This is a genomic window from Flagellimonas lutimaris, assembly GCF_051494225.1.
In the GTDB taxonomy this organism is placed as follows: Bacteria; Bacteroidota; Bacteroidia; order Flavobacteriales; family Flavobacteriaceae; genus Flagellimonas; species Flagellimonas lutimaris_A.
This window is the reverse complement of the sequence record NZ_JBNPYE010000002.1, coordinates 158,346-183,765: the sequence shown is the minus strand read 5'-3', so window position 1 is coordinate 183,765 and position 25,420 is coordinate 158,346. Positions and strand designations below refer to the sequence as shown.

The following is a 25,420-nucleotide window of genomic DNA, read 5'->3' as shown; positions in this document are numbered from 1 at the left end:
GGTGGTTAAATGGTTGTGTTTGATTTAATTCGCATAATCCACATATCGTCGTTATACGAAGCGTTTAGTTTGGTGTAATAAGAGGTCAAGGCATTGTTCCAGGTTTCATGTTTTTTTAAGTACACATACCTGTGTTTGTCTTGTGGACTAATAAAGTAGCTTGCGTGCAAACCTCTTGCGTTAAGTTCTTTAACAAACTCTTTTGCGCTTTTCGAGTTATCGAATACGTTGGCAATAATGTAGTATCCTTCTGGCAGTCCGTTTCCAGATTGGGTACTGATTACTACATGTTTGTTTCCTTTGTCCATGAGGTTGTTTGCCACATTTTTGGAAAGGATATTGTTGTTGTATTTTGAGTTGGATGCGATTGCCGTATTCGTATAACCGGCAATAGGTGATGCACTACCGCTTACATTCATCACCCAAGCATCTCCTTGATATTTGCCATCCATTTTGGTGTGGTAGGCCTTTAATGCATCATTTTTAGTGTTGAAATCGCCTATATAAACGTAATTAAGACCATTTTTAGGGTTTACAAAGTAGTTTGCTTCGATGCCCTGAGCGCGCAATTTTTCAATAAACGCATCTACATTGTCAGGGTTTTTGAACACATTCGCAATTAGGTAATGCCCACTTTCCACATTGGGGACTGTATGGGATTTAAACTGAGCTCTTTTGTTTTTTATGGGCCTATAGGTCTTATCTTTTTTGACCTTGGAATTGGATGCATACGTTGTTGTGGTATTGTCCTTAGCTTCGTTAATCTTAATTACTTTTTTGGTGGATGTATTGTTGGACAATCCGTGGTTGGCCAAAGGCTGTTTTCTTCTAGAAACGATATCGGCACTATCCATATTGGCAAAGTAGACCTCCTTGGCTTTTTGCTCCAGAGCAGGATTTTGACCCCTTGTTTCACGCTGAACCATTTTCATGACGGTTTCAAAGCGTCTTTCCAAGTCTTGTTTGCGGGTTGATTCTATGGAATCTTGACGCATTAACAATTCATCCAAAATAGCGTCGTTCTCGGCCAGTTTATCTTTTAATTGAGCAATTTCTATGTCTTTTTTAGTAATGTTTACGCTATCTTGTGGTACATCTTCCTCATTCGAAACCAATTCTTCACCTTCTTTTTCCAGCATTACTCGATCTTCGGTTAGGTTGGGTGTAAAGGAGTATGCCAATGAGATTTCGTGGGTTACACCAAAGTTTTCAAACTCGTTGGACAAGCCCTTTTCCACAGTATATCCCAGGGAGATGTTTTTGGTAAGGTTGAACCCTAGGCCTGCAGATGCCCCATAGAAGTCGTCGTAGCCGGCTTGAACCCAGCCTAGTTTGGGCAAGTCAAGGATAAGATTTCCGCCAAGGGTTATATTTTCCTCGCCTACCTTGCGCACTCTTGCCAAGGGCATCAAGCGAGCACTTTCCATGATTCCCCTTCCATTTTCAAACTGATGGGTATATTGTAGGTGTCCAGAATATGTTTTTTCGTTAAAATCGGTAACCGATTCACTGGTTTTTAAGTTGTAGTCAAAAAGATTTTCTGCAAATCCTCCAATATCGAATTTACCTATGGATAAGTTGAAACCAGGTTGAAAGCTTACTAGGGAACTACTCTCTAAAGTGTTTAAAAAAGGATCTACCTCAACGGAGTTTGCCCTGTCTTGATTAAAGGCACTTTGATAGTAACTAACATTTGCTCCAAAAGTGAAGGTGCTTTTTGGGCTCAACCTCACGCCATAAGCATAGTTGGCGTGTACACCAAAGTTGTTGAACAACCCTTCTCGATTGGTAAATAAGCTTATACCAACTCCACTTCTATCGCTCACTCTACCACTATAGCTCAAGAAGTAAACCTGATTGTTGTCATCAAAAGATACCGACTGGTTTCTATGAAAAAGGTTAATGTACGACTTGTCCTCCCTTACCGTGGAAAACGTTGGGTTCAATAAAAACCTGTTAAACTTTAAAAGGTTTTGTGAAGGCACATTATAAGGCACATAGTTTCCTTCTTCCTGTCCTCTCATTCCGGAGAAGGCAAGTAGCAAGATGGTAAGTAGTAGTAGAGGTTTTGTGGTCTGCATTGCTGCTTATTTAATAACAGTGATGGTTCCTTGTTTTAGACTTTTTCCACCGCGAGTGATCTTGTAATAGAAAATCATACTTTGCTTGTTAAAAGATGTGGTGGATTGTGGCCAATTGTTTTCATAGCCGGCCTGGCTAAATACCTGTTCTCCCCGCTCATTGAATATGGTGATAAGAACATTTGGATCTCTGGAATATGTGTTTGGCAATACCCATAAATCGTTGATACCGTCGCCATTGGCGGTAATAACATTAGGTATGGCGAACATATCCCTGTAGGTAACAGTAATCACCTTGCTAACGGTACACGTTCCGAAACTGGCGATCAACAGGTACTCCCCTTCTTCTGTAAAGTCGTAATAACTGCTTGAAGAAATTAGGTTGTTACCGGCATCAAACCATTCATAGGAATCTGCACCACTTGCGGTAAGAGTTTGGGTCTCTCCCTCAATAATAATGAGGTCTTTGGATTTGTCCAGCACCAATAGTGATTCATCGAAGTCGCTAATGGTTATTTCGTTGGATACCAATGGACATTCGTTGGAAGTGATAACGAGCTGATAAACACCTGTTTCGCTAATAGATAAGATTTCAGATGATGAATCAACGACTGTTCCATCTTTCTTCCATTCGAAAGATTCATTGGTTAAGTCTGTAGTGCTCTCAAGAACAATGGCTTCTCCTCCTTCACACAAAATACTACCATTGGCGGTTATTTGAAGCGATTCGTTGGATGCAAGCTTTACTTGTAGACTAATGGATGATGCCTCGAAAGCATCAATAGTACCATATAAAGCATAGTCACCATTATCTTCTTGATTGGATATCGTAATGGTTTTCGACGTTTCTCCTGAAACATCACTACCATTCAATTTCCATTGATAGTTAAAGGAGTTTTGTAAATCTGCAGTCACATCGGTTGTGGCTCCGTTGTTGCTTATCGCATTTATGGTTGTTAGGCTTAGAGTTGCATCAACACTCTCACAGGAGGAATAGTTGCCAACATAATCCACTACAAACCCAAATGAGTCTGGGGAAACAACTGTGGTTGTTGCTGAAGCTAAAGGGGCGGGGGTACATGGCCCGCCATTTTCGGTAACTTCTACATGGTACTCTCCTACCTGATTAATATTTAGGGAGCTGCTTGTGGCCTCCGCGACAACCGAACCATCCTTGAACCACTGGTATGTAGCGCTGGTTGCGGTAGTACTAACAGATAAGGTTTTGGTTTGAGAAGGAAGCAGCACTATATTTTCCGCATTGTTTAGGCTAATTTCGAAAGAGCCTGAACTTGATACGGTTACGGGTGCTGATAATTCCTTACAAATTCCTGAGCCGCTTACTTCAACTTCATAAGAGCCTTCAAATCCAGCAGTGCTTGCATCCACGGTATAGGTGCTTCCATCCACGGTTGGGCCGCTTATTATGGCTCCATCCTTATACCAAGTGTATGTCAATCCCAGACCGGTAATGCTGGCTTCCAGTTGGTAGGTTTCTCCTGGACAGACCTCAATGTTATTTTCACCATTGATGGTTAGGCCAGAGCTGGTCCCGGTAGAGATTTCTATGGTATTGGACAAGGTGTTTGCAGAACCGGAACAATCCCCATAATCCAATTCCACATAGTACATGCCTGGCTCAGATACGGTGATGCTTTCTGATTTTGTTGCCAGCAATGTTCCACTGCGGTACCAGTTATAGATATAACTTTCGGCATTTGGAATGTTGTGGGGTTTAAGGGTTACAGAACCTCCGCCACACAATTGTATTAGGCCCCCAGACGGAATTGTTCCACTTCCGTTTTCGCTGATCAATAACGGTGAATTGTAGTCGATAAAGTACATCGAGAATGCCTCGGAAGCCGGACTTGTTTTGGCAGGATTCGTACTTCGAACCCTCATTTTAAAGTTATCTCCTCTCATATCTGAGGGAAGAGCAAACTTAAATTCAAAGTCAAAGACAGTATTCTTATCGCTGACCTTTGCAAGTTCGGTGGGAGAGGCGAAATAGCCGTTAGCATCCGATAGTTCAAGGATAAATTCATTATCACTCGCCACCAATGGAGGATCCCACGTAAAGTTTACAAAATATTCGTTAAAGCCACCCGAAGCGCATACTGCGGTCCATGCGGAGTTTCCCGCAAGGTTGGGGTTATCTGCTGGCGTTGGCTGATTTAGTACTTGAGCTTGTACGCCAAAGGCGCCAAGCAGCACAAAAGCCAAGGCAAGAACCAGAATGCTATACGTTGAATTACTTTTCATCACCGTTAGTTTTTAAGAGGTTATGGGCCATATAGCCCTGTTAGTTTGTGCCCCTTAATTGTAATTCGTTCAAAAGACGTTGTTCAGGCGTCTCTTTTTCATATAGTATTCCAATAACAAATATGTCTCTAATTTCGACGAATGGAAAGATATTGTTGTAGGCTAAGGGAAAAGTGTTGTGAAATCGCCTACTTTGTATACACAGAAGCCCTAAAAATAGCTATCAACATGGGATTTTACTACATTTGCGCATCAAATAACTGGTATGTCAGAAGAAGCTAGATCGCTCAATTTTATAGAACACATTGTTGAGGAGGACCTTACAAAGGGTTACACACAGAATGACTTGAGGTTCCGTTTTCCTCCAGAACCAAATGGCTACTTGCATATTGGACACGCAAGTTCAATATGTCTCAATTTTGGTCTGGGACTCCGGTATAATGCGCCAGTTAATCTTCGTTTTGATGATACCAACCCGGCAAAAGAGGAAAAGGAGTATGTTGAGGCCATCAAAAGTGATGTTGAATGGCTTGGTTTTGAGTGGGATACGGAATGTTATGCTTCAGACTACTTTCAACAATTATATGAGTGGGCGGTAAAGCTCATAAAAAATGGCAAAGCCTATGTGGATAGCCAATCTTCAGAAGAAATAGCTAGCCAAAAAGGTACACCAACAGAACCAGGAAAGGAAAGCCCCTATAGAGGTCGCTCCATTGAGGAGAATTTAAAGCTTTTTAAAGGGATGAAAGAAGGGGAGTTTAAGGACGGGGAACATGTGTTGAGGGCCAAGATCGATATGGCTTCATCCAACATGTTGATGCGCGACCCGGTTATGTATCGAATATTGCACAAGGCACACCACAGAACAAATACCGATTGGTGTATTTATCCCATGTACGATTGGACTCATGGGGAAAGTGATTATATAGAACAAGTCTCTCACTCCTTGTGTACATTGGAGTTCTTGCCTCACAGAGAGCTTTATGATTGGTTTTTGGACCAAGTGGTATCTTCTGATAAATTACGCCCAAAACAACGTGAATTCGCTCGCAGGAACCTTAGTCATACCGTTGTGAGCAAGCGTAAATTGCTTCAATTGGTTGAAAAAAATGTGGTCGATGGTTGGGACGACCCCAGAATGCCTACAATCTCTGGATTGCGAAGAAGAGGATTTACCCCTGAATCTATCAGAAATTTTGCGGATACAATTGGAATTGCGAAACGAGAGAATGTTGTGGATGTTTCTTTATTGGATTTCCATGTTAGGGAACACCTTAATAAAATTGCACCACGTGTAATGGGCGTACTTAATCCTTTGAAGGTTGTGCTTACCAATTATGAAGAAGGAGAAGAAGAATGGCTGGAGGCAGAGAACAATCCTGAAGACCCGTCTGCAGGAAGTAGAAAGGTTCCATTTTCGCGTGAGCTTTATATCGAACAAGAAGATTTTAGAGAAGAGGCCAATAGAAAGTTCTTTAGGCTAAAACTTGGAGGCGAAGTCCGTTTGAAAAACGGGTACATCATCAAGGCAGAAAGCTGTACTAAAGATGATGAGGGGAATATTATAGAAGTGCAATGTACGTACGACCCTAAAAGTAAAAGTGGTTCGGGAACAGAGGAAAGTTTGCGAAAAGTAAAAGGAACGCTACATTGGGTTTCCATTTCACACGCCATTACCGCTGAGGTTAGATTGTACGATCGATTGTTTTCTGATCCCACTCCAGACAGTCATAAGGATAAGGAATTTATGGATTTTGTTAATCCTGATTCTCTACAAAAGGTTACTGGTTATTTAGAACCGAGCTTAAAGGATTCCAAAGTTGGTGATCGAGTACAGTTTCAACGATTGGGTTATTTTAATGTTGACAAGGATTCTACTTCCGAAAATTTTGTGTTCAACAGAACTGTGACTTTAAGGGATACTTGGGCGAAGTTAGAGCAAAAAAGCTAGCATAATATTTTCTTATTTTAATTGTTGTGACCATTGGAAAATCTTATTAAGAAAGGGTTCTTTAGGGACGCTATCCCCACACTTTTTATTCTTTGGGACCAGTTAGCCCTGTTCGACTACAAAACACCTTTTAAAGGGCTAAAACGCAATATTTGTTCAAAATTTAGCTAACGCGTCAAGGTTTAGAGCGATTGAATCGACCATTGCGTTTTCCTTCCCTTACATTGGAGTAAATCAATTAGGTTATGCAGTCGGAGCGATTAATATGTGACCTGTTTGATTTTTAACTGAAGTTTAATCAAAAGCAAAATATTATGTCAAATAACACTGGAAACGTATTAACCGCATTATTAACTGGGGCAGTTGTAGGGGCTGGAATTGGAATTCTCTACGCACCTGATAAGGGAAAGAAAACAAGAAAGAAAATTAAAAAAAGTGCCGATGCCAAAAAAGTAGAGTTTGAGGAAAAGCTTGAAGATACATTATCCAACATGAGCTACAAGGCTGAAGATTTAAGAGAAAAGAACGGCCAACTACAGAAGTAACATATGGCCTTTGAAGAAATTAAAGAACAGATATATCATGTGGAAGAAGGGGTAAGGTCCTACGTAAAAAACAGTTTGGATATTTATAAGCTCCAAAGTTTTCGATCCATGATGAAGGGCATAACCATGGCCACCAAGGTTCTTATAATTGGTGGAATTGTATCTATCACCCTACTGTTACTTTCATTAAGCGCCGCTTTTTGGTTTGGTACAATGCTGGGCAATACGGCAGAAGGCTTTTTAATTGTAGGAGGCTTTTATGTACCGATGGGTATAACACTCTTCTTGTTACGGAGCAAAATTGAAAAGCCGCTCTTAAAGAAGTTTTCTAAATTTTATTTTGATGAACTATGATTCAAGCACAATACACATCATTCAAAGAAATTGACCGCGACCTCAAAATTTTGAAATTGCAAAGACAAATTGAAGAGGAAAAGGTAAAGTTGGCGTTCCAGAATACCAAAGAGGAACTATATCCAAGCAATATTCTTGGGGGTCTGGCGCCTTTGCTTCAAAAAGTTGCTATTTCGTTAATCGCAAAAAAAATTGATTAAGAAACTGGATTAGCACACTGTTTTCAAACTAATTTAAAGTTAAAAGGCTCCTCAAAAAGGAGCCTTTTTTTTATTAATTATTGGTCTAAGCCTCAGAATCCTTTTCATTCTGTTTGCGCCTCATCGCTTCGCCAATTTGATTACTTGCCGTAAAGGAGGCTACCATATTGTTCAACATATCGCTACCAGCTTGTGGAGAGTTAGGCAGCAAAATTAGATTTGTATCAGTTTCTTCACCAATGGCTTGCAAGGTGTCATAGTGTTGAGTAACCACAATCAGGGCCGAAGCTTCTTGGGAATTAATGCCAACCTTGTTCAAAACCTCTACAGATTCTTCCAGACCACGTGCAATTTCCCTACGCTGATCTGCAATACCCTGTCCTTGTAATCTTTTGCTCTCAGCTTCGGCCTTTGCTTTTTCTACAATTAGGATTCGTTGTGCATCACCTTCGAACTGGGCCGCAATTTTTTCCCTTTCCGAAGCATTAATGCGGTTCATGGCGGCTTTTACCTGGGAGTCGGGATCAATATCCGTCACCAATGTTTTTATAATATCAAAACCATAATCTAGCATGGCATCTTGTAACTCTGCCTTAACGGCAATAGCGATGTCATCTTTCTTAACGAATACATCATCCAATTTCATTTTTGGGACTTCGGCACGGACCACATCAAAAACATAAGAGGTAATCTGATCATGCGGATATTCTAATTGGTAGAATGCTTCATAAACCTTCTCGCGAATAACCACATATTGCACAGATACTTTGAGTTTAACGAATACATCGTCCAAAGTTTTGGTCTCAACGATTACATCAAGTTGCTGAATTTTAAGACTTAATCGACCAGCGATACGATCAACAATCGGAATTTTCATTTGCAGACCGGAATTTCGAATACTGTGGAACCGACCAAAACGTTCAACCGCAACAGCCGTTTGTTGTTTTACAATAAAAAAGAACTTGAAAAGGATAACGAGTGCTATAAACGCAATCGGTATAAAAAGATAGTTGCCCATAGTGTTTAGATTTTATGTTAGAAATGGAAATTACGAAACTTGGCCATAGTATTAGTAGCCATTCGTCAAATAATGTTACACTTCTATAAATTTCTAAAGCTGGGCAATGGCGGTTTTAATGCGGTTTATACTTTCTTCTTTACCGATAAGACCCATGATATCGAATAGGTGGGGACCCTTCATATCTCCAACGATGACCAAACGGAGCGGAGGCATTACTTTTCCAAAGGAAAGTTCTTTTTCCCCAATCCACGCCTTTACCGTTTCCTCTATTTTTTCGGAGTCAAAGTCATCAATAGTTGTTAGGATTGATGCCACTTCCTCCATAATTTCGGGAGTACCTTCTTTCCATTGTTTTTTTACAGCCTTTTCGTTGTAAGTCGAAGGTGCTTGGAAAAAGTAATCGGATAAATCCCAAAAGTCTTTTACGAAAGTTGCACGTTCTTTAATGGCCGACACTACCTTTTCTATGTAATCAGGCCCTGCAGAAACCTCTTCCTTTTTGAGTTCAGCAGCAAACATTGTGGCAAGTTCGACATCGCTTTTTCTTTGAAGCCACTGCTGATTATACCAATTGTTTTTTTCTGGGTCAAAACGGGCACCGGACTTGTTTACACGTTCCAAGGTAAAGGTGTCCACCAATTCTTCCAGACTAAAAATCTCTTGTTCCGTACCTGGGTTCCACCCCAATAGTGCTAAGAAGTTCACGACGGCCTCAGGGAAAAACCCTGCTTCACGATAGCCTTCGGATTGGTTCCACGTGAGCGGAAATACGGGAAAGCCTCCTCTTTCGCCATCACGTTTGCTCAGTTTTCCTTTTCCAACAGGTTTCATTATCAATGGTAGGTGTGCAAATTCGGGCGCATCCCATCCAAATGCATCATAAAGCAATTTGTGCAAAGCTAAAGACGGTAACCATTCTTCACCACGGATAACGTGGGTAATCTGCATTTGATGGTCATCCACAATATTGGCCAGGTGGTAAGTGGGCATCCCATCACTTTTAAAGAGAACCTTGTCATCAAGAATATTGGTATCTATTTTTATTTCGCCACGGATGATGTCATTTAAAATCAACTCTTCATTTTCAGGAGATTTAAAACGAATTACGTAATCTTCGCCCGCAGCTATTTTTTCTTTGACTTCTTCGTTGGAAAGTGAGAGGGAGTTGGTCAACTTTAATCGGTTGTGCCAATTGTATATAAATGTTTTCCCTTTGGCTTCGTGATCTTTTCTATGATGGTCTAAAGTTTCTGCGGAATCAAAAGCGTAATAAGCTTTGCCTTTTTCTATAAGGTCCAGGGCGTAGGATTTGTACAATTGTTTGCGCTCACTTTGTCGGTATGGTCCAAAATCACCTTCTTTGCCAGGTCCTTCATCAAAAGGAATTCCACACCAGTTCAAGGCTTCGATAATATATTCTTCTGCACCTTCTACAAAACGGTTTTGATCCGTATCTTCAATGCGAAGTACAAAATCACCACCATTTTTCTTGGCAAACAAATAGTTGAACAGGGCGGTTCGGAGACCACCAATATGTAGGGGGCCTGTTGGGCTGGGTGCAAATCGAACACGTACTTTTTGACTCATAATAGGGTTTGATTATCTCGCAAAGATACATTGCCGCCAATGAACTGAAAAGTCTTTCTCAACTGTCTTTTGTTTAGTGGCCAATGGTAGATATATCAAGGTTTAACAAAATTTTTCTGTTGATTTCCAACGGATCAGGTAATTTGGCGGTAATTATACCCCATTTTGAGCGCATATCAGAACATAATAGAGAAACTAGAGCAATTTATCAAACGGTTTTACACCAAACAATTGATAAAGGGGATCTTTCTGTTTTTGACCATGGGAACGGTATTTTGGATGGTCATTACGTACTTTGAATATGTTTTGTGGTTGAATGAGTCTTGGAGGCTTACCCTTTTCATCCTGTTTCTTGTTGTGGAACTCTATCTCTTATATAGATATATCGCTGTTCCTTTGTTATATCTATTTAAGATTCGTGACGGAATCGATAATAGAGCTGCTTCGCAACTAATAGGTAAACATTTTCCGAATGTTGATGACAAGTTGCTTAATCTATTGGAGTTGTCCGAAAACCAAAAGAAGTCCGATTTGTTGATGGCCAGTATTGAACAACGCGCTTCTAATTTAGGACCTGTTCCTTTCGCTGAAGCGGTTAATTTTAAGGACAGTTATAGGTATGCAAAGTATGTTTTAATTCCTGTGGTCTTGTTTACCTTTATTTGGATTACTGGAGATGTTGTTTCTTTCTTCAATTCGCACCAAAGGGTGATGCATTATGACATGGCCTATGAACGACCAGCACCTTTTTCCTTCCAGGTGATGAATAAAAAACTGGAGGTTTTGGACAATCAATCGCTAACAATTCAGGTAAAAACTGTGGGGGAAGTTCGCCCCGACAATGTTCAAATGATGGTAAATGGGCAGGAATTGTTAATGCAACGAATAGGGGAGTTCTATGAGTATAAATTTGAGGCGCCGGTACCGGAAGCATCCTTTTATTTGACTGCCAATGGATGGAACTCCAGAAGCTATTCCATTAATAGCTATCGAACACCAACGTTGGTTGATTTTGCTTTGAAGTTGGAGTACCCAAAATATCTTAATTTGATACCAGAGGTGATTACTGGAACGGGCAATGCCGAAGTTCCAGAAGGCACTAAAGTGACTTGGAAGATTCAAGGTGATCACGTGGACCAAATTAAAATGATTACTGCAGATTCGACACTTTTATTTAATAAAGAAGACAATGTGTTTTCTAATTCCAAACGTTTGTTTAATGATTTTGATTATGAGCTCAGCACATCCAACGACCGGGTTCATGATTTTGAAAAGTTGGCCTATCGATTGAATGTCATTAAGGATGCGAAGGCAACCGTTCATGTAGACCAGGTGTTGGATTCATTAAATCCCAACCAATCCTATTTTGCTGGTCAAGCTGCAGATGATCATGGACTTAAGGAAATTCGCTTGGTCAGTTATCCCTCCGATGATGTCAATAATGTTCAACGAATTACACTGGAAACGCCCAACACAAATGTTTATCAGTTCTATTATACCTTTCCATCAGGCTTAAACCTTCAGCCAGGAAAGAAATATAAACTTTACTTCGAAGTGATTGATAATGATGGTGTTAAAGGGGGAAAAGTTACCAAAAGTGCTGTTTTTGACGCATCCCTGTATAATGATAATGAGTTAAATAACAAGGAGTTAGAGTTCCAAAACTCTACTTTGAACAAAATGGAGGAATCCCTCAAATACTTAAAACAGCAAGAAGAAACGCTATCTAAAATTAATAATGTTCAAAAGGAAGGTAAGTCCCTAAGTTTCGAGGATAAGAATCAGATAAAAAACTTTTTGCAACAGCAGAAGATGCAGGAGGAGCTGATGGAGAAGTTTAGTCAAGACTTGAATAAGAGCATGGATAATAATGCTGAAGGTTCAGAGATGAAGAAGATGCTTCAAGAACGTTTGGAGCGACAGGAAGCCGAGGCCAAAAAGAATGCGGAGTTGTTAGAAGAACTAAACAAAATTGCTGACAAAATAGACAAGGAAGATCTTCAAAAACGGTTGGAAGAGCTAGGTAAAAACCAAGGTAAAAATACTAGGAACCTGGAACAAATTTTGGAATTGACCAAGCGATATTATGTTACCGAAAAAGCGTCACAAATATCCAAGGAGCTGGATGAACTTGCAGAAAGACAAGAAATATTATCCGAATTAAAATTGGGCCAAGATTTTAGTGACAAAGAGCAGAAGAAATTAAATGCCCAATTTAATGAGTTGGAAAAGGATATCCGTGAATTGGAAAAGGACAATAAGGAACTTCAGAAGCCTTTGGATTTAGATACAGATAAAAATAAAACAGAAGCTGTAAAAGAAGATCAGCAGGATGCGTTGGAAGAAATCAACAAGCATCAAGGAATGGAAGAATCTTCACAATCTAAGGAGAGAGAAGAAGCCCGTAATAATGCATCCAAAAAACAAAAGTCAGCCGCACAGAAGATGAGGGAAATGACCCAATCTATGAAGTCCAGTTCAATGGGCGGTGGTGAAACCGACGCGGAAGATGCCGAGATGTTACGACAGATTCTGGATAATCTGGTTACTTTTTCCTTCCAACAGGAGAAGCTGTTTGATAATATTCAAAGTGCGGATGTAGACATCTCCCAGTTTTCTCGCACCGTTAAGGATCAACAAAACCTGAGAAGGTTATTCGAGCACGTGGATGATAGTTTGTTTTCACTTTCATTGCGGAGGGCCGAGCTTTCAGAATTTGTAAATGAACAAATTACCGAGGTCTATTATAACATTGATAAATCTTTGGAGAGTATTGCGGAGAATCAAATTTACCAAGGGGCCTCTTACCAACAATATGTTATTAATTCCACCAATGCATTGGCAGATTTCTTGGCTAATATTTTGGATAATATGCAGCAGAACATGAGTCCCGGACAAGGTCAAGGTGAGAGCCAGGATTTTCAATTGCCCGACATCATTAAGGGACAACAGGGCATTCAAGAAAAAATGAATGGCTCCGGTCAAAAGGGTAAACAATCTCAAGGTCAAGGAGAAGAACAAGGCGTTAAAGAGGGTGGTAAACAGGAGGGAGAAAAAGGAAATGAGGGGCAAGGCGAGAATGGGGAAGAAGGCAAAGATGGTGAAGGACAGGGCACCCAAGGCGGAGGTGAAGATGGAAACGGTTCTCAGTCTGGTGGGAACGGATTGGAAGAAATGGACCTTAATGAGGTGTATGAGATTTATAAGGAGCAACAGTTTTTGCGCGAGAATTTGGAGAAACAGTTGGAGGATATGATGCGGGAATCGGACCGGAATTTAGCTGAAAAACTGATTAGACAAATGGAAGATTTTGAGAATGATTTGTTGGAGAACGGAATCACTGAAGGCACGCGAGGCAAAGCCAATAACATTCAGCACCAATTGCTGAAGTTAGAAAACGCATCAATGGAACAAGGTGAGAAACAGGAGCGTGAAAGTAGTACGAACCTAAATCGGTTTAGCAATCCTATCACCACAAAACCTGAACTACTTCAAGATTACCAGAATAGCATTGAAATATTAAATAGACAAGCTTTACCTTTGCGGCAAAATTTTGAGAAAAAAGTAAAGGTTTATTTCGATAATGATTGAGTTTCATTTTAAAAGTGAATTGGTAATCCAAAACAAATCCGACTATGTCGATTGGATAAATAGGGTTATAGTTTCTGAAGGCTTTTCTACCGGACAGATAGATTATATTTTTTGCTCTGATGAATACCTTTTGGAGCTTAACAAGGAGTATTTAAATCACGATACTTTTACTGATATCATCACCTTTGATTATAGGGATGGCAACACTATTTCGGGCGATATTTTTATATCCACGGACAGGGTTGAAGATAACGCTAGAAAGTATGATGTAGAGTTCTCAAATGAATTGAGGAGAGTTATGAGTCATGGTGTTCTTCATTTGGCTGGATTTGGTGACAAGTCCAAAGAGGAGAAGAGAATAATGAGAGAAAAGGAAGAGGAGAAAATTAAAATGTTCCACGTGGAACCATAGGTATGTTTGAAAAGGAATATGATGTTATTGTTGTTGGAGGTGGACACGCTGGGGCGGAAGCAACTGCTGCTGCCGCCAACATGGGTTCCAGCACTTTGTTGGTTACAATGAATCTTCAAACTATTGGACAAATGTCTTGTAATCCTGCAATGGGCGGAATAGCAAAAGGCCAAATTGTACGTGAGATTGATGCACTTGGAGGATATAGTGGAATCGTTACCGACAAGTCTGCGATACAGTTTAAGATGTTGAACAAGTCCAAGGGGCCAGCAATGTGGAGCCCACGAGCGCAGAATGATAGAATGCGTTTTGCGGAGGAGTGGAGAATGGCTTTGGAGAATACACCGAATGCGGATTTCTATCAGGAAATGGTTAACGGTTTATTGATAGAGGGGGATAGCGTTGTAGGTGTCAAGACTAGCCTTGGTTTGGAGATCCGTGCCAAATCAGTGGTGCTTACAAATGGCACTTTTTTGAATGGGTTAATACACATTGGAGAAAAACAGTTGGGAGGAGGAAGAGCCGGGGAAAAAGCCGCGACAGGAATTACCGAGCAATTGGTCCAATTGGGTTTTGATAGTGGACGAATGAAAACGGGAACACCACCTCGGGTGGATGGTAGGTCCTTGGATTATTCTAAGATGATTGTTCAACCCGGTGATGACCACCCCGAAAAATTCTCCTATTTAAACACCCCAGTTCTTCAAACACAGCGTGATTGTCATATGACACATACGAGTGAATTGGTTCATGATTTACTCCGGGAGGGTTTCGACAGATCGCCAATGTTCAACGGAAGAATCAAAAGTATCGGACCAAGATATTGTCCTTCTATCGAAGACAAGATCAATCGTTTTGCGGACAAAGATTCCCATCAAATTTTTGTAGAACCCGAAGGGTGGGATACGGTAGAAATGTATGTTAATGGTTTTTCGACTTCCTTGCCCGAGGATGTTCAATACAAAGCTTTGAAATCTGTAAAAGGGTTTGAAAATGTGAAGTTCTTTAGACCCGGTTATGCCATCGAATACGACTATTTTCCACCAACCCAATTAAAACACACGCTCGAAACAAAATTGGTTAACAACCTATATTTTGCTGGTCAAATCAATGGAACAACTGGATATGAGGAAGCAGCTTCGCAGGGCTTGATGGCAGGCATAAACGCCCACTTAAAAATCAATGAAAAGGAGCCCTTTATTCTAAAAAGGGATGAGGCCTATATCGGTGTTTTGGTTGATGATTTAATTACCAAGGGTACAGAGGAACCATATCGAATGTTTACCTCCAGAGCAGAATACCGTACTTTATTGCGTCAGGATAATGCTGATCTACGACTTACGCCAAAGGGATATGAAATTGGTTTGGCCAAGGAAGAACGCCTCAAAAGGATGGAGGAGAAGATGAAAAAGTCGGATAGTTTTGTGCACTTCTTTAAAAAAACGAGCTTCACTACGGACGAAATCAACCCTATTTTGGAATCCTTGGATTCATCTTTGGTGAATCAATCCGATAAGTTGTTCAAGGTCTTTTCTAGACCAAAAGTAACCATGGATCACATGCTTCAATTAGATGCTGTTTCCGAATTTGTGAAAGAAAATGATTTGGATTCCGAAGTCTTGGAACAGACAGAAATTCAGGTAAAATATTCTGGATATATCGCGAAGGAAAAAACGAATGCCGATAAGCTTCAGCGATTAGAGAATGTTCGCATTCCTGATAATTTTGACTACTCCAAGCTTAAATCCTTGTCCTATGAAGCACGGGAAAAGTTGAAGTCAATTCAACCCGTAACCATATCACAGGCGTCTAGAATTAGTGGTGTTTCCCCTGCAGATATAAGTGTCCTTCTAGTTTATTTAGGCAGATAAATTTAAAACTGTTCCACGTGGAACACAGTTTTTTGTTTTGTGTAAGTGAGTGAATGGCTCAATTTTTGAAGTGATTTTGAGATAACACTACGCCAAATGAAACGAACTTTATTAGCCATTTTTGTTTTATTTTTTTTGAATTCTTGCATTCCAATTCGTATTGCTCCAAACATCAAGGATTACAAATTGACTAAGGGAAAGCGATTCAAAAGGGGACTTCCAAAAAAGACCGTTTTTGTTTTTGAGGATCCAAAGGACGCCAACGAATTTTATAGCTATATCAACACAAAATTTCAACTCAAAGATTATTATGTAGATGTAGAGGTCCCGTTTTATATTGATGATAGAGCTTTTTATTTTTCATTTTATGAGGTTGAGATTCCAACCAAGACCATTAATTTAATTCCAATGGCTTTTGATGTGATGTTAAATCAAACTGCGGATATGGATCCTATTTTGGAAGACGCATATTCCTCACGAACCGGAAATTGGTATATTGCAATGGAAGTTTTTAGCGATACCGAAAAAGATTGCTTGTCTGAAAATTCCATTTCAAGGGAAATTGTTTTAGCCTATCTTCGGGAATTGAAAAACGAATATTTGGCAACCGACAATTACAATGAAATTGTTTTTAAAAACTAAAGACTTTTCCGTTTCCGGAGAACAGTTCGAATTATATTGGGATGAGGATTTGGAAATGCTCGTGACCAAACCGGAACCCCAAAACTTAGCTCCTTATTATGAAAGTGAGGACTATATTTCCCATACAGACTCCAAATCCTCCTTTACAGACCGGCTGTATCAGTTGTTTAAGGCAAAAAATCTTAAAAATAAGATTCAAATTATTGAAAATCAGATAGATAAACCCAAAAACCTACTTGATTTGGGAGCAGGAACGGGAGATTTCTTGATTACGGCTAAAAACTCTGGTTTTAAGGTAACAGGCGTGGAACCAAATGACAAAGCTCGAACACTCGCAGGGGAAAAGGGAATACATTTGTTGTCAAGCATGGAAGATGTATCTGGACAGAAGTTTCAGGCTATTACGCTTTGGCATGTTTTGGAGCACTTACCGAATTTGGGGGAACAGATAAAAAAACTGGTAAATCTTTTGGATGATGATGGGGTTTTAATCATTGCCGTTCCCAATTTTAAATCGTTTGATGCTAAACACTATAAATCCCATTGGGCAGCTTTCGATGTGCCGAGACACCTTTGGCATTTTTCAAAAACAGCAATCACAAAACTTTTTGCACCGCATCAATTCGAGGTCATCAAAATTAAACCCATGTGGTTCGATGCTTTTTATGTTTCCATGTTATCCGAAAAATACAAGGAAAACAAATTATACTTGGTCAGCGCATTTTTTGTTGGTTTGTGGTCCAATCTTCTGGCCACCTTTACCAAAGAGCACTCTTCATTGATATACATCCTTAAAAATAAGAAATAAGCCGTTTTAAAACTGTTTGTGGACAGAAACGGACGTAAGACGAGCAATTGTGCCAAACAAAAGAGAAGGGCTCAAAAAACCCCGTTTCTAAACGCTTGCAAAATAAATTTGTTCAATGAATTTAATCAAACTTCATAAGAATTTCTTATTAAAGGTTTTTGGGGCAAATTTCACATCATAAAAACTTAATGGCTACCATTCCAAAAGCTTTTCTATTTTTGCCCATCGAAAAAAAGTAAATGATGAAAAAATTAGTAGTGCTTGCTATTGCCATCACGGCCATGGCATGTCAGCAAAACAAAATTGCTTTTGTGGACAGCGTTAGAATTATGGATGAGTATCAAGAGAAAATTGATGTGGAGGCCAGGTTCAAAACAAGAGCTGATGCCATGACCAAAAAGAGGGACAGTATTTCACAAGCTTTCCAGATGGAGTTACAACAATTCCAGAGCAAGGCGCAGAAAATGTCCCAGAAAAATGCACAAGAGGAATATGCCCAATTACAACAACGTGGTCAGTTTGTGGGTCAGCAATTGCAACAAGAAGAACAACAATTGCAACAGACCAGCCAGTCAGAAATGGACACATTGGTGAGAAAGGTCAAAAAAGAGATTAAGGAATATGGTAAAGCCAATGGATACACCTACATTCTAGGAGGTGGTGATGGAGGTTCGGTGATCTATGGTGACGATACCAAAGATGTGACCGATGCCATCCTTAAGATTTTGAACGACAAGTACGAGAATTAAACGCGACACAATAATTAGATTTTGAAGGCCCACTCTTTTAGAGTGGGTTTTTTGTTTATTGTGACGGGTTCTTTTTGTATGATAGAAAAAGAAAAATTCCGAAACCAATCTCTGTCATCGAGCCGGACAGGGCAGAGATTGCCGGACTCCCGTTAAAAAAGAACAGGGCAAATGCCGCAGCGCCCAAAACCGCCCCTAGAACCCAATACGTTTTGATGCCGTAGAGCGTGCTAAACGTTAAATATCTTCCACCGATAATCAATAACATGCCCTGAAAAAACCAAGCATGGTTCTGTAAGGAAAGAAGCAATGCCAAAGGAATGCACATAAGCATAAATATGGTCCCTTCCATAATAAGTTTGCCCAATGGATTTTGTTTGGAATGACTTCCCGGTATACCCATAAGCTTGGCCAATAAAAGACCAAACGGGTGAATGAGCATTCCACCAAAAAACAAGGTCCATATGGCTGCTTGTGAAGAAACCAAAAAAGCCACCAAAGCGGCCACCATCCAAACCGTTCCCGAAGCTAAAACCCCAAGAGCACCATCGGCATAGCCTTTGCGAAGATTTGCCTGGGCGTTTGAAAAAGATTTCACGGAGGATGATGTGTCAAGTTGTTGTAGTTGTTTGTTCATTTTTTGATTAATAAGTTATAGCTATTCTTTTGACTTTTTCTTGTTTCCAACCATAACAAAAATCATGGCCACAATCAACAGAATGTTGGAGATCATGCCCCATATGGCACTATTGCTTTTCTCTAATTCAAAAGGATTGAAAACAAATAGAACCAAGCTGATGAGGATGAGCACCAAAGGTGCAATTGCTTTTTTTCCAAACAAGATTTCAGTTACATTTTAAGTTCAATATCTAGTTGTCTGCCCTCTTCCTTGGCCTTGTTATCCATTCGTGTACCCATGGCAAGTCCTATGGACATTCCAATAGGCAAACCGATGCCCAAAAAGGCCATATTGCCCAAACTGACTCCCAATGCTGCACCAATGGGAAGGCCAAAAACTGTCATGCCAAGAACAAACCAAGTTTTTCTGAAGTAGTTTATGGGCACAATTTTTAGTTTTTGAGCAAGTAAACCAACAATTTTGGATTGCTCTTTTCGAATCTGGTTCCGCAATGTTTTGCCCATATCCTCGACCGAATTCAGTTGCGTTATATGCCTGTTGATGACAAACGCTATTTCTTCGGGCAGTTTCTTTTTCCTGATTTCAAGAATCAATCGTTCAAATTGATTGTAGGAATCTTTGGTTTTACCGGAAAGTTTTGGTCTCTGGTTTGGCTCAAGAATCATGTTAAGAATAATTTTATTGCATCAAATACAACAAGAAAACTGTGGGAATCAAATACACAACAATGGTTTGTGCCCCTGCATAGTCTTTGGCAACACGTTGTCCCAACAGCAACATTAATAAAGTAATGGCAGCGAGTATCGCCCCGTAAAAACCATAAGAACTTTCCCCATCAATGACAAATTGAAAAACACCTACACCAGAGAGAATTCCAGAGAGCATTTCAAGCACCAAAATAATACTGAGGAGCACAGGAACTGTTCCTTTAAAAATAGATTTCGCAAAATGTCCGGTCAACCATTCTAAATTGCCCTTCCAATCTAAAATCTTATCTATTCCGCTCTGTAAAAAAGTGATGGTCAAAAACACCAGTAGTAGAATTTCTATGGCATTCGTAAATAAATTGTTCATGTTAAGTTTTTATTTAAGCAGCTTTTGCATGCAGAAGCCGCGTAAGTTTAATAGAGAGGTCAGTAAAAATCAACTTGGAATTTCCGTTACGTTCCACGTGAAAAATTGCCTGCTCCAACTCCTTTACAATATCCAAAATATTGTTTTCATGTACAAAAGGGGCGAACTTCTTCAGATCAAAACCCTCCATATGTACTTTGGCGTACACAAGCTCATTTGCATTATAATTTAGCAATAGTGCTTGCCGCATCATGGTGAGACAGTAGTTCAAGAATTTTTTTTGGACTTCGCGCCCGGTTTTGGCCACCTCTTCGCTCCATAAAATCAACTCCTGTATGGCCCCTTTGTTGCCCTTGGCCTTAAAAGCGCTCCGCACCCACTGTACAAACCAACGTTCAAAGACGAGGTCCTCCGAATCTTTGTTCAATAAATCTAGGGCCTTGTTAAAATTACCGTTTGCCTCCAGGGCAATGGTGAGCGCCTCGGTCTGAGAAACACCTTTGAGCAAGAGCTCATCGGTAATGACTTGCTCCGCCAAAGGCGGAAAATTCAAAATTTGGCAGCGAGATCGAATCGTATTGATGATTTGTTCCTCATCTTCCGCCAATAAAAGCAATACGGTTTTGTTCGGGGGTTCTTCAATAAGTTTTAAGAGCTTGTTGGCAGCAGAGGTGTTCATTTTTTCGGCCATCCAAACAATTAGGATTTTATACCCCCCTTCATAAGATTTCAACGATAGCTTTTTAACCATGTCCTGGGCTTCGTCAACCCCGATTTGGCCTTGCTTTTTTTCAATGCCGATGTGTCGGTACCAATCAAACAGATTACCATAGGGCTGTTCTTTTATAAACTGCCGCCACTCTTCTAAATAATGGTCGCTCACGGCATGTGACTTCACTTTATCCGAATTGGACACCGGAAAGGCAAAATGAAGGTCTGGATGCGTCAAGGAGTTGCATTTGGTATTGCAAACAGTGTTTTCGCCATCATTTTCGCCACTGGTATTACCACAGAGCAAATATTGTGCATAGGCCAAAGCCATGGGTAGCACTCCAGAGCCTTCGGGACCCACAAACAATTGCGCATGGGCCACACGACCTGTTTCCGCAGTGGTTGCCAAATGGTTTTTGATATGCTCGAGCCCTAAAACATTTTTAAAAAGCATGCTCCAAAGATACATTTTAAGAGTTGAAGTTTTGCAGGGAACGCTCTTGCAATCACTTGTTGGTTTAACATATCAAACCGAAAAGGTTAAAAACCACAAAACTTTAAAATATTAGGCCTCTCAAACCATGGAAAAAGCAGGAAATCTTTACATTTGAGGCTCTCAAAAAAAGAGCACACTACATGAAGACGATAGACGATTTTAATTTCGAAGGAAAAAAAGCATTGATCAGAGTTGATTTCAACGTACCATTGGATGGCGATTTCAACGTTACCGACACCAGCCGTATTGATGCTGCAAAACCTAGTATACTCAAAGTTTTGGAAGATGGTGGGTCTGCCATTTTAATGAGTCATATGGGAAGACCAAAAGGAAAGGTAAATCCAGATATGTCGCTTTCCCACATCACCGAAACCGTATCCGAGATTATCGGTGTACAGGTAAAATTTGCAGAAGATTGTGTAGGAGCCAAGGCTGATGAAGCCGTTGCCGGATTGCAAAGTGGTGAGGTGCTTTTGTTGGAGAATCTTCGTTTTCACGCAGAAGAAGAAGCTGGTGATGAGTCCTTTGCCAAGGAATTGGCCAAACATGGAGATATTTACGTGAACGATGCATTTGGTACTGCTCACCGTGCACACGCCTCAACAACTATTGTGGCCAAATTTTTCCCAGAGAACAAATGTTTTGGGTATTTGTTGGCCAAAGAGATCAAGGCAATTGACAAAGTTATGGAAACAGGGGAAAAGCCCGTAACTGCAATTTTGGGTGGGGCTAAAGTATCTTCAAAAATCACCATTATCGAAAATATATTGGACAAAGTGGACAACCTGATCATAGGAGGTGGAATGACCTACACTTTTGTGAAGGCAAAAGGCGGTAAAGTAGGAGATTCCATCTGCGAGGATGATAAAATGGAGCTGGCTTTGAACATTCTTAAACAAGCCGAGGCCAAAAACGTACAAGTATATTTACCTGTAGATGTTTTGGCGGCCGATGACTTTGATAATGGTGCAAACACCCAATTTGTTGATGTGGATAAAATCCCCGACGGATGGCAAGGATTGGACGCTGGCCCAAAAACTTTGGAAATCTTCAAACAAGTGATTCTGGCATCCAAAACTATTTTGTGGAACGGTCCTGTTGGTGTTTTTGAAATGGAAAACTTTGCCAAGGGAACCATTGCCTTAGGTAATTATATTGATGAAGCCACCCAAGGCGGGGCATTCTCTTTGGTAGGTGGAGGAGATTCCGTTGCTGCGGTAAAGCAATTCGGATTCGAGGACAAAGTAAGCTACGTATCCACGGGAGGTGGTGCCATGTTGGAAAGCCTGGAAGGGAAAACCTTGCCGGGCATCGCTGCAATATTGGGCTAAGTCTCACGTTGTGAGTTATTGGGGGAAACGTTAAAAGATGGATAATTTTATCTTTGGGCTTTACTATCTCAGAAAAAAAGACCATTTTAGTTTACCCCAAAAATCAAACCTTGTCCAAATGAACCAAGAATTGAAAATAGTTGTTTGTGCGGCAATTATGTCCGTAGTTTCTCATGTAAGTGCGCAAAAAGAAGATGTTGCGCCTATTTTGGAGAAAGATTCCACTTCTGTTCAAGAAAAGGAAAAGCCGACTATTTTAGTATCCAATGTTAAAATTGATGGTCAGTTGATGGCCCTGGAAACGCCGGAGAACGGTAAGTTTAGATTGCGCGATTTGGATGAGGCATGGAAGTACGACAGCCTTTGGCTGAACGAGCTTCACAGCAATGCAGATTTGTTTAGCGATATGTTGTTGGAAATCCAGAACGGTCCTGAACAAGACTCCATTTTTGTTGTGGACTTACCAACGGACACACTTAAGGCGCGTTTGGTTCGAATGAATGAAAAGACCCCTTTCAATATCACCTATAATGCATCCTTGGAAAGTGTCATCAAATCTTTTTTAACGCGAAGAAGAGATTTGATGCAGCGTATGATTACAGCCAGCCAATTTTATTTTCCGTTGTTTGAACAGGAACTGGACAACCAAAACATTCCGTTGGAGATTAAATATTTGGCCATTGTGGAATCTGCACTAAACCCCAAAGCAAGATCTAGAGTAGGTGCTAAGGGACTATGGCAGTTTATGTACAGTACAGGTAAAATGTACGGGTTGGATGTGAGCAGTTATGTAGACGAAAGACACGACCCTATCATGGCCACTAAGGCGGCGAGTAAATATCTTTCAAAACTTTACGATATTTTTGGCGATTGGGATTTGGCTTTGGCAGCATATAATTCAGGCCCGGGAAATGTAAACAAAGCCATTCGACGCTCGGGAGGATATGAGAACTATTGGAATATTAGGCCATTTCTTCCACGTGAAACAGCAGGATATCTTCCAGCATTCTTAGCGACGATGTATATTTTTGAGTATGCAGAGGAACATGGACTCCAATACAAAAAAGCAGACCGCCCATATTTTGAAACGGATACGGTTCATGTAAAAAACCTCATCACTTTTGACCAAATTTCCAAGTTGGTAGACATTAGCACCGAGGAACTGGAAATGTTGAATCCGGCCTATAAGCTTAACATTATTCCCAAAGTAGAAGGTAAAAACTATACTTTGCGACTGCCAACATCCAAAATCGGGAAGTTCGTGTCCAATGAAGAAGAGATTTATGCATTTGTGAAAAAGGAGTTGGACTCATTGGAAAAACCTTTACCAAATATGGTAGCGGCAAAAGACCAAATTAGATATAGAGTTAGAAGCGGCGATTACTTGGGCAAGATTGCAGAGCGATATGGTGTTGGGGTAAGTCAAATAAAAAGATGGAACGGGCTTCGAAGCAACAACTTGAGAGTAGGCCAGCGCTTAACGATATTTCCAAGAAAACCCTATATAGCAAAGAATACTACAAAGAGCAGTAGTTCTAAATCTTCTGGAAGTGTGGTAAGTGGTTCCAAGATCCATACGGTCAGGTCCGGAGACTCCCTTTGGACGATTTCGAAAAAATATCCTGGAGTTTCCATTGAAAACTTACGAGAATGGAACGGTATTAGCGGGAATAACCTAAAACCAGGCACAAAACTAAAATTGTGCGATTGTTCTTCGTAAATTTAACGCAAGATGAAAAAATTAGGAACACTATTGATTGCCACGGCTTTGTTGGCATTGGGAGCTTGTAAGAATTCAGGCTCAAACGAAAAGTTTTTGCCACCTTCCACGGGAGGCATCAATTCCTTGATGGTAGTTATGGACACCGAACTTTGGAGGGGACCAGTAGGGGAAAAGATAAGGGACGAATTTGCTGCTCGGATTATTGGTTTGCCTCAAATCGAGCCCAAATTTACCATTACACAGGTACCCCCGAAGGTTTTTAAAGGGACAACCACCCATTCCAGATCTATTTTATATGTAGAACAAGATTCAACTTCTTTGGCCCATATAAAGGACGATGCATACTCAAAGCCACAAAAGGTTGCGGTGGTTACGGGGCTTACGGAGGAGGTTATGATCAAAAACTTGGATTCGTTGGCGCCGAGGGCCATAAAGGAATTCAAAGCTAACGAGATTGCCGAGGCCCAGAAGCGTTTTGAGCGCTCTTTGAGCAAGGATAAGGCTTTGGAAGAAGAGTTTGGGATACATCTTGATGTTCCATCGCTTTACAAAGTAGGAAGAAGGGAAGGCGATTTCGTTTGGATGGATATTCAGATTCCAAAGGGTACCATGAACATCGTTGCTTATGAAGTGCCATGGGACTATTTCAGTAATGACTCCACATTTGTAGAGGATATTGTTAGCATGCGAGACTCCATTGGGCAAAAATATATTCCAGGACCTTATGAGAACACCTATATGATAACCGAGAAAGCTTTTGCTCCGTATGTTTTCCCTGCGGAAATAGGAGGTAAAAAGGCAGCTGAGGTAAAAGGTGTTTGGGAAATCCATGGATACCCGATGGCGGGCCCGTTCTTAACCTATATCATCAACGATAAAGAGAACAATAGAAAGATGGTGATAGAAGGATTTACCTTTGCCCCTTCCGAAGCTAAAAGGGATTATATGTTCGAGTTAGAGGCGATATTAAAAACGGTTGATTTTGATTCCCCTACCCCTTCATCCGATTAGAGCAAATACAAGTAAATAATAACAAAAAAGCCCAGACATCTTGTTCTGGGCTTTTTTGTTAATTAAAGCATAGGATGTTAGTCAAAGGCAAAACCCGTAGCTATTCTGTACACAAAGGCATAAAGCACAATAAAGAACAGGATAAAGCTGAACCAAGCGAATATTTTAAAGTATTTTTCTAAAAGAAAGTGTCCTAGATTTCGGAACCCCTCCAAATAAATTTCTTTTACGAGTAATAGTTTTTTCATAAGTATGATTTTAAGATTCAAAGACAAGACAAAGGTTTTACTTTCTGAGGAGCAATGAAGAACCAACCTGATAAAAGACCGATAAAATGGGGTGAAAGTTATTGGTAATAAC

At 40.4% G+C, this 25,420-nt stretch carries 23 protein-coding genes; 13 read left to right on the top strand and 10 right to left on the bottom strand.

The genetic code is table 11. The features are described 5' to 3' along the window. Positions 1 to 5: 5 nt before the first annotated feature. Both ACQQ5U_RS06065 and ACQQ5U_RS06060 read right to left on the bottom strand, forming a co-directional pair. Entirely contained in the window at positions 6 to 2,081 is a 2,076-nt protein-coding gene (locus ACQQ5U_RS06065; protein ID WP_437396086.1) for a PorP/SprF family type IX secretion system membrane protein, read from the bottom strand. A gap of 6 nt (positions 2,082 to 2,087) precedes the next feature. Continuing rightward, on the bottom strand, positions 2,088 to 4,343 hold the full coding sequence (locus ACQQ5U_RS06060) for a gliding motility-associated C-terminal domain-containing protein (protein WP_437396085.1): 2,256 nt from the start codon (positions 4,341 to 4,343) through the stop codon (positions 2,088 to 2,090). 265 nt (positions 4,344 to 4,608) lie between these two features. Here ACQQ5U_RS06060 and ACQQ5U_RS06055 point away from each other — a divergent pair, with 265 nt between their 5' ends. From ACQQ5U_RS06055 to ACQQ5U_RS06040, 4 genes are all read left to right on the top strand, one after another. Continuing rightward, complete coding sequence (locus ACQQ5U_RS06055) at positions 4,609 to 6,294, top strand: glutamine--tRNA ligase/YqeY domain fusion protein (RefSeq protein WP_437396084.1); 1,686 nt, start codon at positions 4,609 to 4,611, stop codon at positions 6,292 to 6,294. A gap of 314 nt (positions 6,295 to 6,608) precedes the next feature. Next, complete coding sequence (locus tag ACQQ5U_RS06050; protein WP_437396083.1) at positions 6,609 to 6,839, top strand: YtxH domain-containing protein; 231 nt, start codon at positions 6,609 to 6,611, stop codon at positions 6,837 to 6,839. A gap of 3 nt (positions 6,840 to 6,842) precedes the next feature. After that, positions 6,843 to 7,193, top strand: a complete 351-nt coding sequence (locus tag ACQQ5U_RS06045) for a hypothetical protein (protein ID WP_437396082.1) — start codon at positions 6,843 to 6,845, stop codon at positions 7,191 to 7,193. Continuing rightward, entirely contained in the window at positions 7,190 to 7,393 is a 204-nt protein-coding gene (locus tag ACQQ5U_RS06040; protein WP_437396081.1) for a DUF6327 family protein, read from the top strand. Before ACQQ5U_RS06045 ends, ACQQ5U_RS06040 begins: the two co-directional genes overlap by 4 nt. An 85-nt stretch (positions 7,394 to 7,478) precedes the next feature. On the opposite strand, the gene ACQQ5U_RS06035 is transcribed toward ACQQ5U_RS06040, so the two are convergent. Together ACQQ5U_RS06035 and gltX are read right to left on the bottom strand one after the other, a co-directional pair. Then, positions 7,479 to 8,411 (bottom strand): SPFH domain-containing protein, encoded by a 933-nt coding sequence (locus ACQQ5U_RS06035; RefSeq protein ID WP_437396080.1) that lies wholly within the window; start codon positions 8,409 to 8,411, stop codon positions 7,479 to 7,481. Between the two features lie 93 nt (positions 8,412 to 8,504). Beyond that, positions 8,505 to 10,001 (bottom strand): glutamate--tRNA ligase, encoded by a 1,497-nt coding sequence (gene gltX / locus ACQQ5U_RS06030; protein ID WP_437396079.1) that lies wholly within the window; start codon positions 9,999 to 10,001, stop codon positions 8,505 to 8,507. Positions 10,002 to 10,166: 165 nt separating this feature from the next. Here gltX and ACQQ5U_RS06025 point away from each other — a divergent pair, with 165 nt between their 5' ends. The 6 genes from ACQQ5U_RS06025 (at position 10,167) to ACQQ5U_RS06000 (ending at position 18,074) form a co-directional block, all read left to right on the top strand. Next, positions 10,167 to 13,592 carry a hypothetical protein gene (locus ACQQ5U_RS06025; protein ID WP_437396078.1) on the top strand — a complete coding sequence of 1,142 codons (3,426 nt, stop codon included), beginning with the start codon at positions 10,167 to 10,169 and terminating at the stop codon, positions 13,590 to 13,592. After that, positions 13,585 to 14,004 carry an rRNA maturation RNase YbeY gene (gene ybeY, locus ACQQ5U_RS06020; protein WP_437396077.1) on the top strand — a complete coding sequence of 140 codons (420 nt, stop codon included), beginning with the start codon at positions 13,585 to 13,587 and terminating at the stop codon, positions 14,002 to 14,004. The genes ACQQ5U_RS06025 and ybeY overlap by 8 nt, the downstream gene beginning before the upstream one ends. 2 nt (positions 14,005 to 14,006) lie before the next feature. Continuing rightward, positions 14,007 to 15,875, top strand: a complete 1,869-nt coding sequence (gene mnmG / locus ACQQ5U_RS06015) for a tRNA uridine-5-carboxymethylaminomethyl(34) synthesis enzyme MnmG (RefSeq protein WP_437396076.1) — start codon at positions 14,007 to 14,009, stop codon at positions 15,873 to 15,875. Positions 15,876 to 15,971: 96 nt separating this feature from the next. Then, a complete protein-coding gene (locus ACQQ5U_RS06010) occupies positions 15,972 to 16,517 on the top strand; it encodes a hypothetical protein (RefSeq protein WP_437396075.1) in 546 nt (181 codons plus the stop codon). Beyond that, positions 16,495 to 17,325: a class I SAM-dependent methyltransferase gene (locus ACQQ5U_RS06005; RefSeq protein WP_437396074.1), complete on the top strand. Its 831-nt coding sequence runs from the start codon at positions 16,495 to 16,497 to the stop codon at positions 17,323 to 17,325. Before ACQQ5U_RS06010 ends, ACQQ5U_RS06005 begins: the two co-directional genes overlap by 23 nt. 242 nt (positions 17,326 to 17,567) lie before the next feature. After that, complete coding sequence (locus ACQQ5U_RS06000; RefSeq protein WP_437396677.1) at positions 17,568 to 18,074, top strand: OmpH family outer membrane protein; 507 nt, start codon at positions 17,568 to 17,570, stop codon at positions 18,072 to 18,074. A 55-nt stretch (positions 18,075 to 18,129) separates the two neighbouring features. On the opposite strand, the gene ACQQ5U_RS05995 is transcribed toward ACQQ5U_RS06000, so the two are convergent. From ACQQ5U_RS05995 to ACQQ5U_RS05975, 5 genes are read right to left on the bottom strand one after another with little or no spacing between them, the layout of a single operon-like run. Next, on the bottom strand, positions 18,130 to 18,711 hold the full coding sequence (locus ACQQ5U_RS05995; RefSeq protein WP_437396073.1) for a DUF7010 family protein: 582 nt from the start codon (positions 18,709 to 18,711) through the stop codon (positions 18,130 to 18,132). A 21-nt stretch (positions 18,712 to 18,732) separates the two neighbouring features. Continuing rightward, the gene (locus ACQQ5U_RS05990) at positions 18,733 to 18,915 is read right to left on the bottom strand and encodes a hypothetical protein (protein WP_437396072.1); all 183 of its coding nucleotides are present in this window, start codon (positions 18,913 to 18,915) and stop codon (positions 18,733 to 18,735) included. An 8-nt stretch (positions 18,916 to 18,923) separates the two neighbouring features. Beyond that, complete coding sequence (locus tag ACQQ5U_RS05985; protein ID WP_437396071.1) at positions 18,924 to 19,379, bottom strand: hypothetical protein; 456 nt, start codon at positions 19,377 to 19,379, stop codon at positions 18,924 to 18,926. A 13-nt stretch (positions 19,380 to 19,392) separates the two neighbouring features. After that, the gene (locus tag ACQQ5U_RS05980; protein ID WP_437396070.1) at positions 19,393 to 19,788 is read right to left on the bottom strand and encodes a DoxX family protein; all 396 of its coding nucleotides are present in this window, start codon (positions 19,786 to 19,788) and stop codon (positions 19,393 to 19,395) included. A gap of 13 nt (positions 19,789 to 19,801) precedes the next feature. Next, on the bottom strand, positions 19,802 to 20,953 hold the full coding sequence (locus tag ACQQ5U_RS05975) for an ATP-binding protein (RefSeq protein WP_437396675.1): 1,152 nt from the start codon (positions 20,951 to 20,953) through the stop codon (positions 19,802 to 19,804). 182 nt (positions 20,954 to 21,135) lie between these two features. Here ACQQ5U_RS05975 and ACQQ5U_RS05970 point away from each other — a divergent pair, with 182 nt between their 5' ends. The 3 genes from ACQQ5U_RS05970 (at position 21,136) to ACQQ5U_RS05960 (ending at position 25,060) form a co-directional block, all read left to right on the top strand. After that, on the top strand, positions 21,136 to 22,326 hold the full coding sequence (locus ACQQ5U_RS05970) for a phosphoglycerate kinase (RefSeq protein WP_437396069.1): 1,191 nt from the start codon (positions 21,136 to 21,138) through the stop codon (positions 22,324 to 22,326). A gap of 118 nt (positions 22,327 to 22,444) precedes the next feature. Then, on the top strand, positions 22,445 to 24,046 hold the full coding sequence (locus ACQQ5U_RS05965) for a LysM peptidoglycan-binding domain-containing protein (RefSeq protein WP_437396068.1): 1,602 nt from the start codon (positions 22,445 to 22,447) through the stop codon (positions 24,044 to 24,046). A 12-nt stretch (positions 24,047 to 24,058) separates the two neighbouring features. Then, positions 24,059 to 25,060, top strand: coding sequence for a DUF4837 family protein (locus ACQQ5U_RS05960; RefSeq protein WP_437396067.1), 1,002 nt, complete (start codon positions 24,059 to 24,061; stop codon positions 25,058 to 25,060). Between the two features lie 77 nt (positions 25,061 to 25,137). On the opposite strand, the gene ACQQ5U_RS05955 is transcribed toward ACQQ5U_RS05960, so the two are convergent. Beyond that, the gene (locus ACQQ5U_RS05955) at positions 25,138 to 25,308 is read right to left on the bottom strand and encodes a DUF6747 family protein (RefSeq protein WP_437396066.1); all 171 of its coding nucleotides are present in this window, start codon (positions 25,306 to 25,308) and stop codon (positions 25,138 to 25,140) included. Between the last annotated feature and the right edge of the window lie 112 nt (positions 25,309 to 25,420).

What these genes read in the sequence shown, in the direction of transcription:
- ACQQ5U_RS06065 (WP_437396086.1), bottom strand. Translation starts at nt 2,081, where the DNA reads ATGCAGACCACAAAACCTCTACTACTACTTACCATCTTGCTACTTGCC.
- ACQQ5U_RS06060 (WP_437396085.1), bottom strand. Translation starts at nt 4,343, where the DNA reads ATGAAAAGTAATTCAACGTATAGCATTCTGGTTCTTGCCTTGGCTTTT.
- ACQQ5U_RS06055 (WP_437396084.1), top strand. Translation starts at nt 4,609, where the DNA reads ATGTCAGAAGAAGCTAGATCGCTCAATTTTATAGAACACATTGTTGAG.
- ACQQ5U_RS06050 (WP_437396083.1), top strand. Translation starts at nt 6,609, where the DNA reads ATGTCAAATAACACTGGAAACGTATTAACCGCATTATTAACTGGGGCA.
- ACQQ5U_RS06045 (WP_437396082.1), top strand. Translation starts at nt 6,843, where the DNA reads ATGGCCTTTGAAGAAATTAAAGAACAGATATATCATGTGGAAGAAGGG.
- ACQQ5U_RS06040 (WP_437396081.1), top strand. Translation starts at nt 7,190, where the DNA reads ATGATTCAAGCACAATACACATCATTCAAAGAAATTGACCGCGACCTC.
- ACQQ5U_RS06035 (WP_437396080.1), bottom strand. Translation starts at nt 8,411, where the DNA reads ATGGGCAACTATCTTTTTATACCGATTGCGTTTATAGCACTCGTTATC.
- gltX (WP_437396079.1), bottom strand. Translation starts at nt 10,001, where the DNA reads ATGAGTCAAAAAGTACGTGTTCGATTTGCACCCAGCCCAACAGGCCCC.
- ybeY (WP_437396077.1), top strand. Translation starts at nt 13,585, where the DNA reads ATGATTGAGTTTCATTTTAAAAGTGAATTGGTAATCCAAAACAAATCC.
- mnmG (WP_437396076.1), top strand. Translation starts at nt 14,007, where the DNA reads ATGTTTGAAAAGGAATATGATGTTATTGTTGTTGGAGGTGGACACGCT.
- ACQQ5U_RS06010 (WP_437396075.1), top strand. Translation starts at nt 15,972, where the DNA reads ATGAAACGAACTTTATTAGCCATTTTTGTTTTATTTTTTTTGAATTCT.
- ACQQ5U_RS06005 (WP_437396074.1), top strand. Translation starts at nt 16,495, where the DNA reads ATGAAATTGTTTTTAAAAACTAAAGACTTTTCCGTTTCCGGAGAACAG.
- ACQQ5U_RS06000 (WP_437396677.1), top strand. Translation starts at nt 17,568, where the DNA reads ATGAAAAAATTAGTAGTGCTTGCTATTGCCATCACGGCCATGGCATGT.
- ACQQ5U_RS05995 (WP_437396073.1), bottom strand. Translation starts at nt 18,711, where the DNA reads ATGAACAAACAACTACAACAACTTGACACATCATCCTCCGTGAAATCT.
- ACQQ5U_RS05985 (WP_437396071.1), bottom strand. Translation starts at nt 19,379, where the DNA reads ATGATTCTTGAGCCAAACCAGAGACCAAAACTTTCCGGTAAAACCAAA.
- ACQQ5U_RS05980 (WP_437396070.1), bottom strand. Translation starts at nt 19,788, where the DNA reads ATGAACAATTTATTTACGAATGCCATAGAAATTCTACTACTGGTGTTT.
- ACQQ5U_RS05975 (WP_437396675.1), bottom strand. Translation starts at nt 20,953, where the DNA reads ATGCTTTTTAAAAATGTTTTAGGGCTCGAGCATATCAAAAACCATTTG.
- ACQQ5U_RS05970 (WP_437396069.1), top strand. Translation starts at nt 21,136, where the DNA reads ATGAAGACGATAGACGATTTTAATTTCGAAGGAAAAAAAGCATTGATC.
- ACQQ5U_RS05965 (WP_437396068.1), top strand. Translation starts at nt 22,445, where the DNA reads ATGAACCAAGAATTGAAAATAGTTGTTTGTGCGGCAATTATGTCCGTA.
- ACQQ5U_RS05960 (WP_437396067.1), top strand. Translation starts at nt 24,059, where the DNA reads ATGAAAAAATTAGGAACACTATTGATTGCCACGGCTTTGTTGGCATTG.
- ACQQ5U_RS05955 (WP_437396066.1), bottom strand. Translation starts at nt 25,308, where the DNA reads ATGAAAAAACTATTACTCGTAAAAGAAATTTATTTGGAGGGGTTCCGA.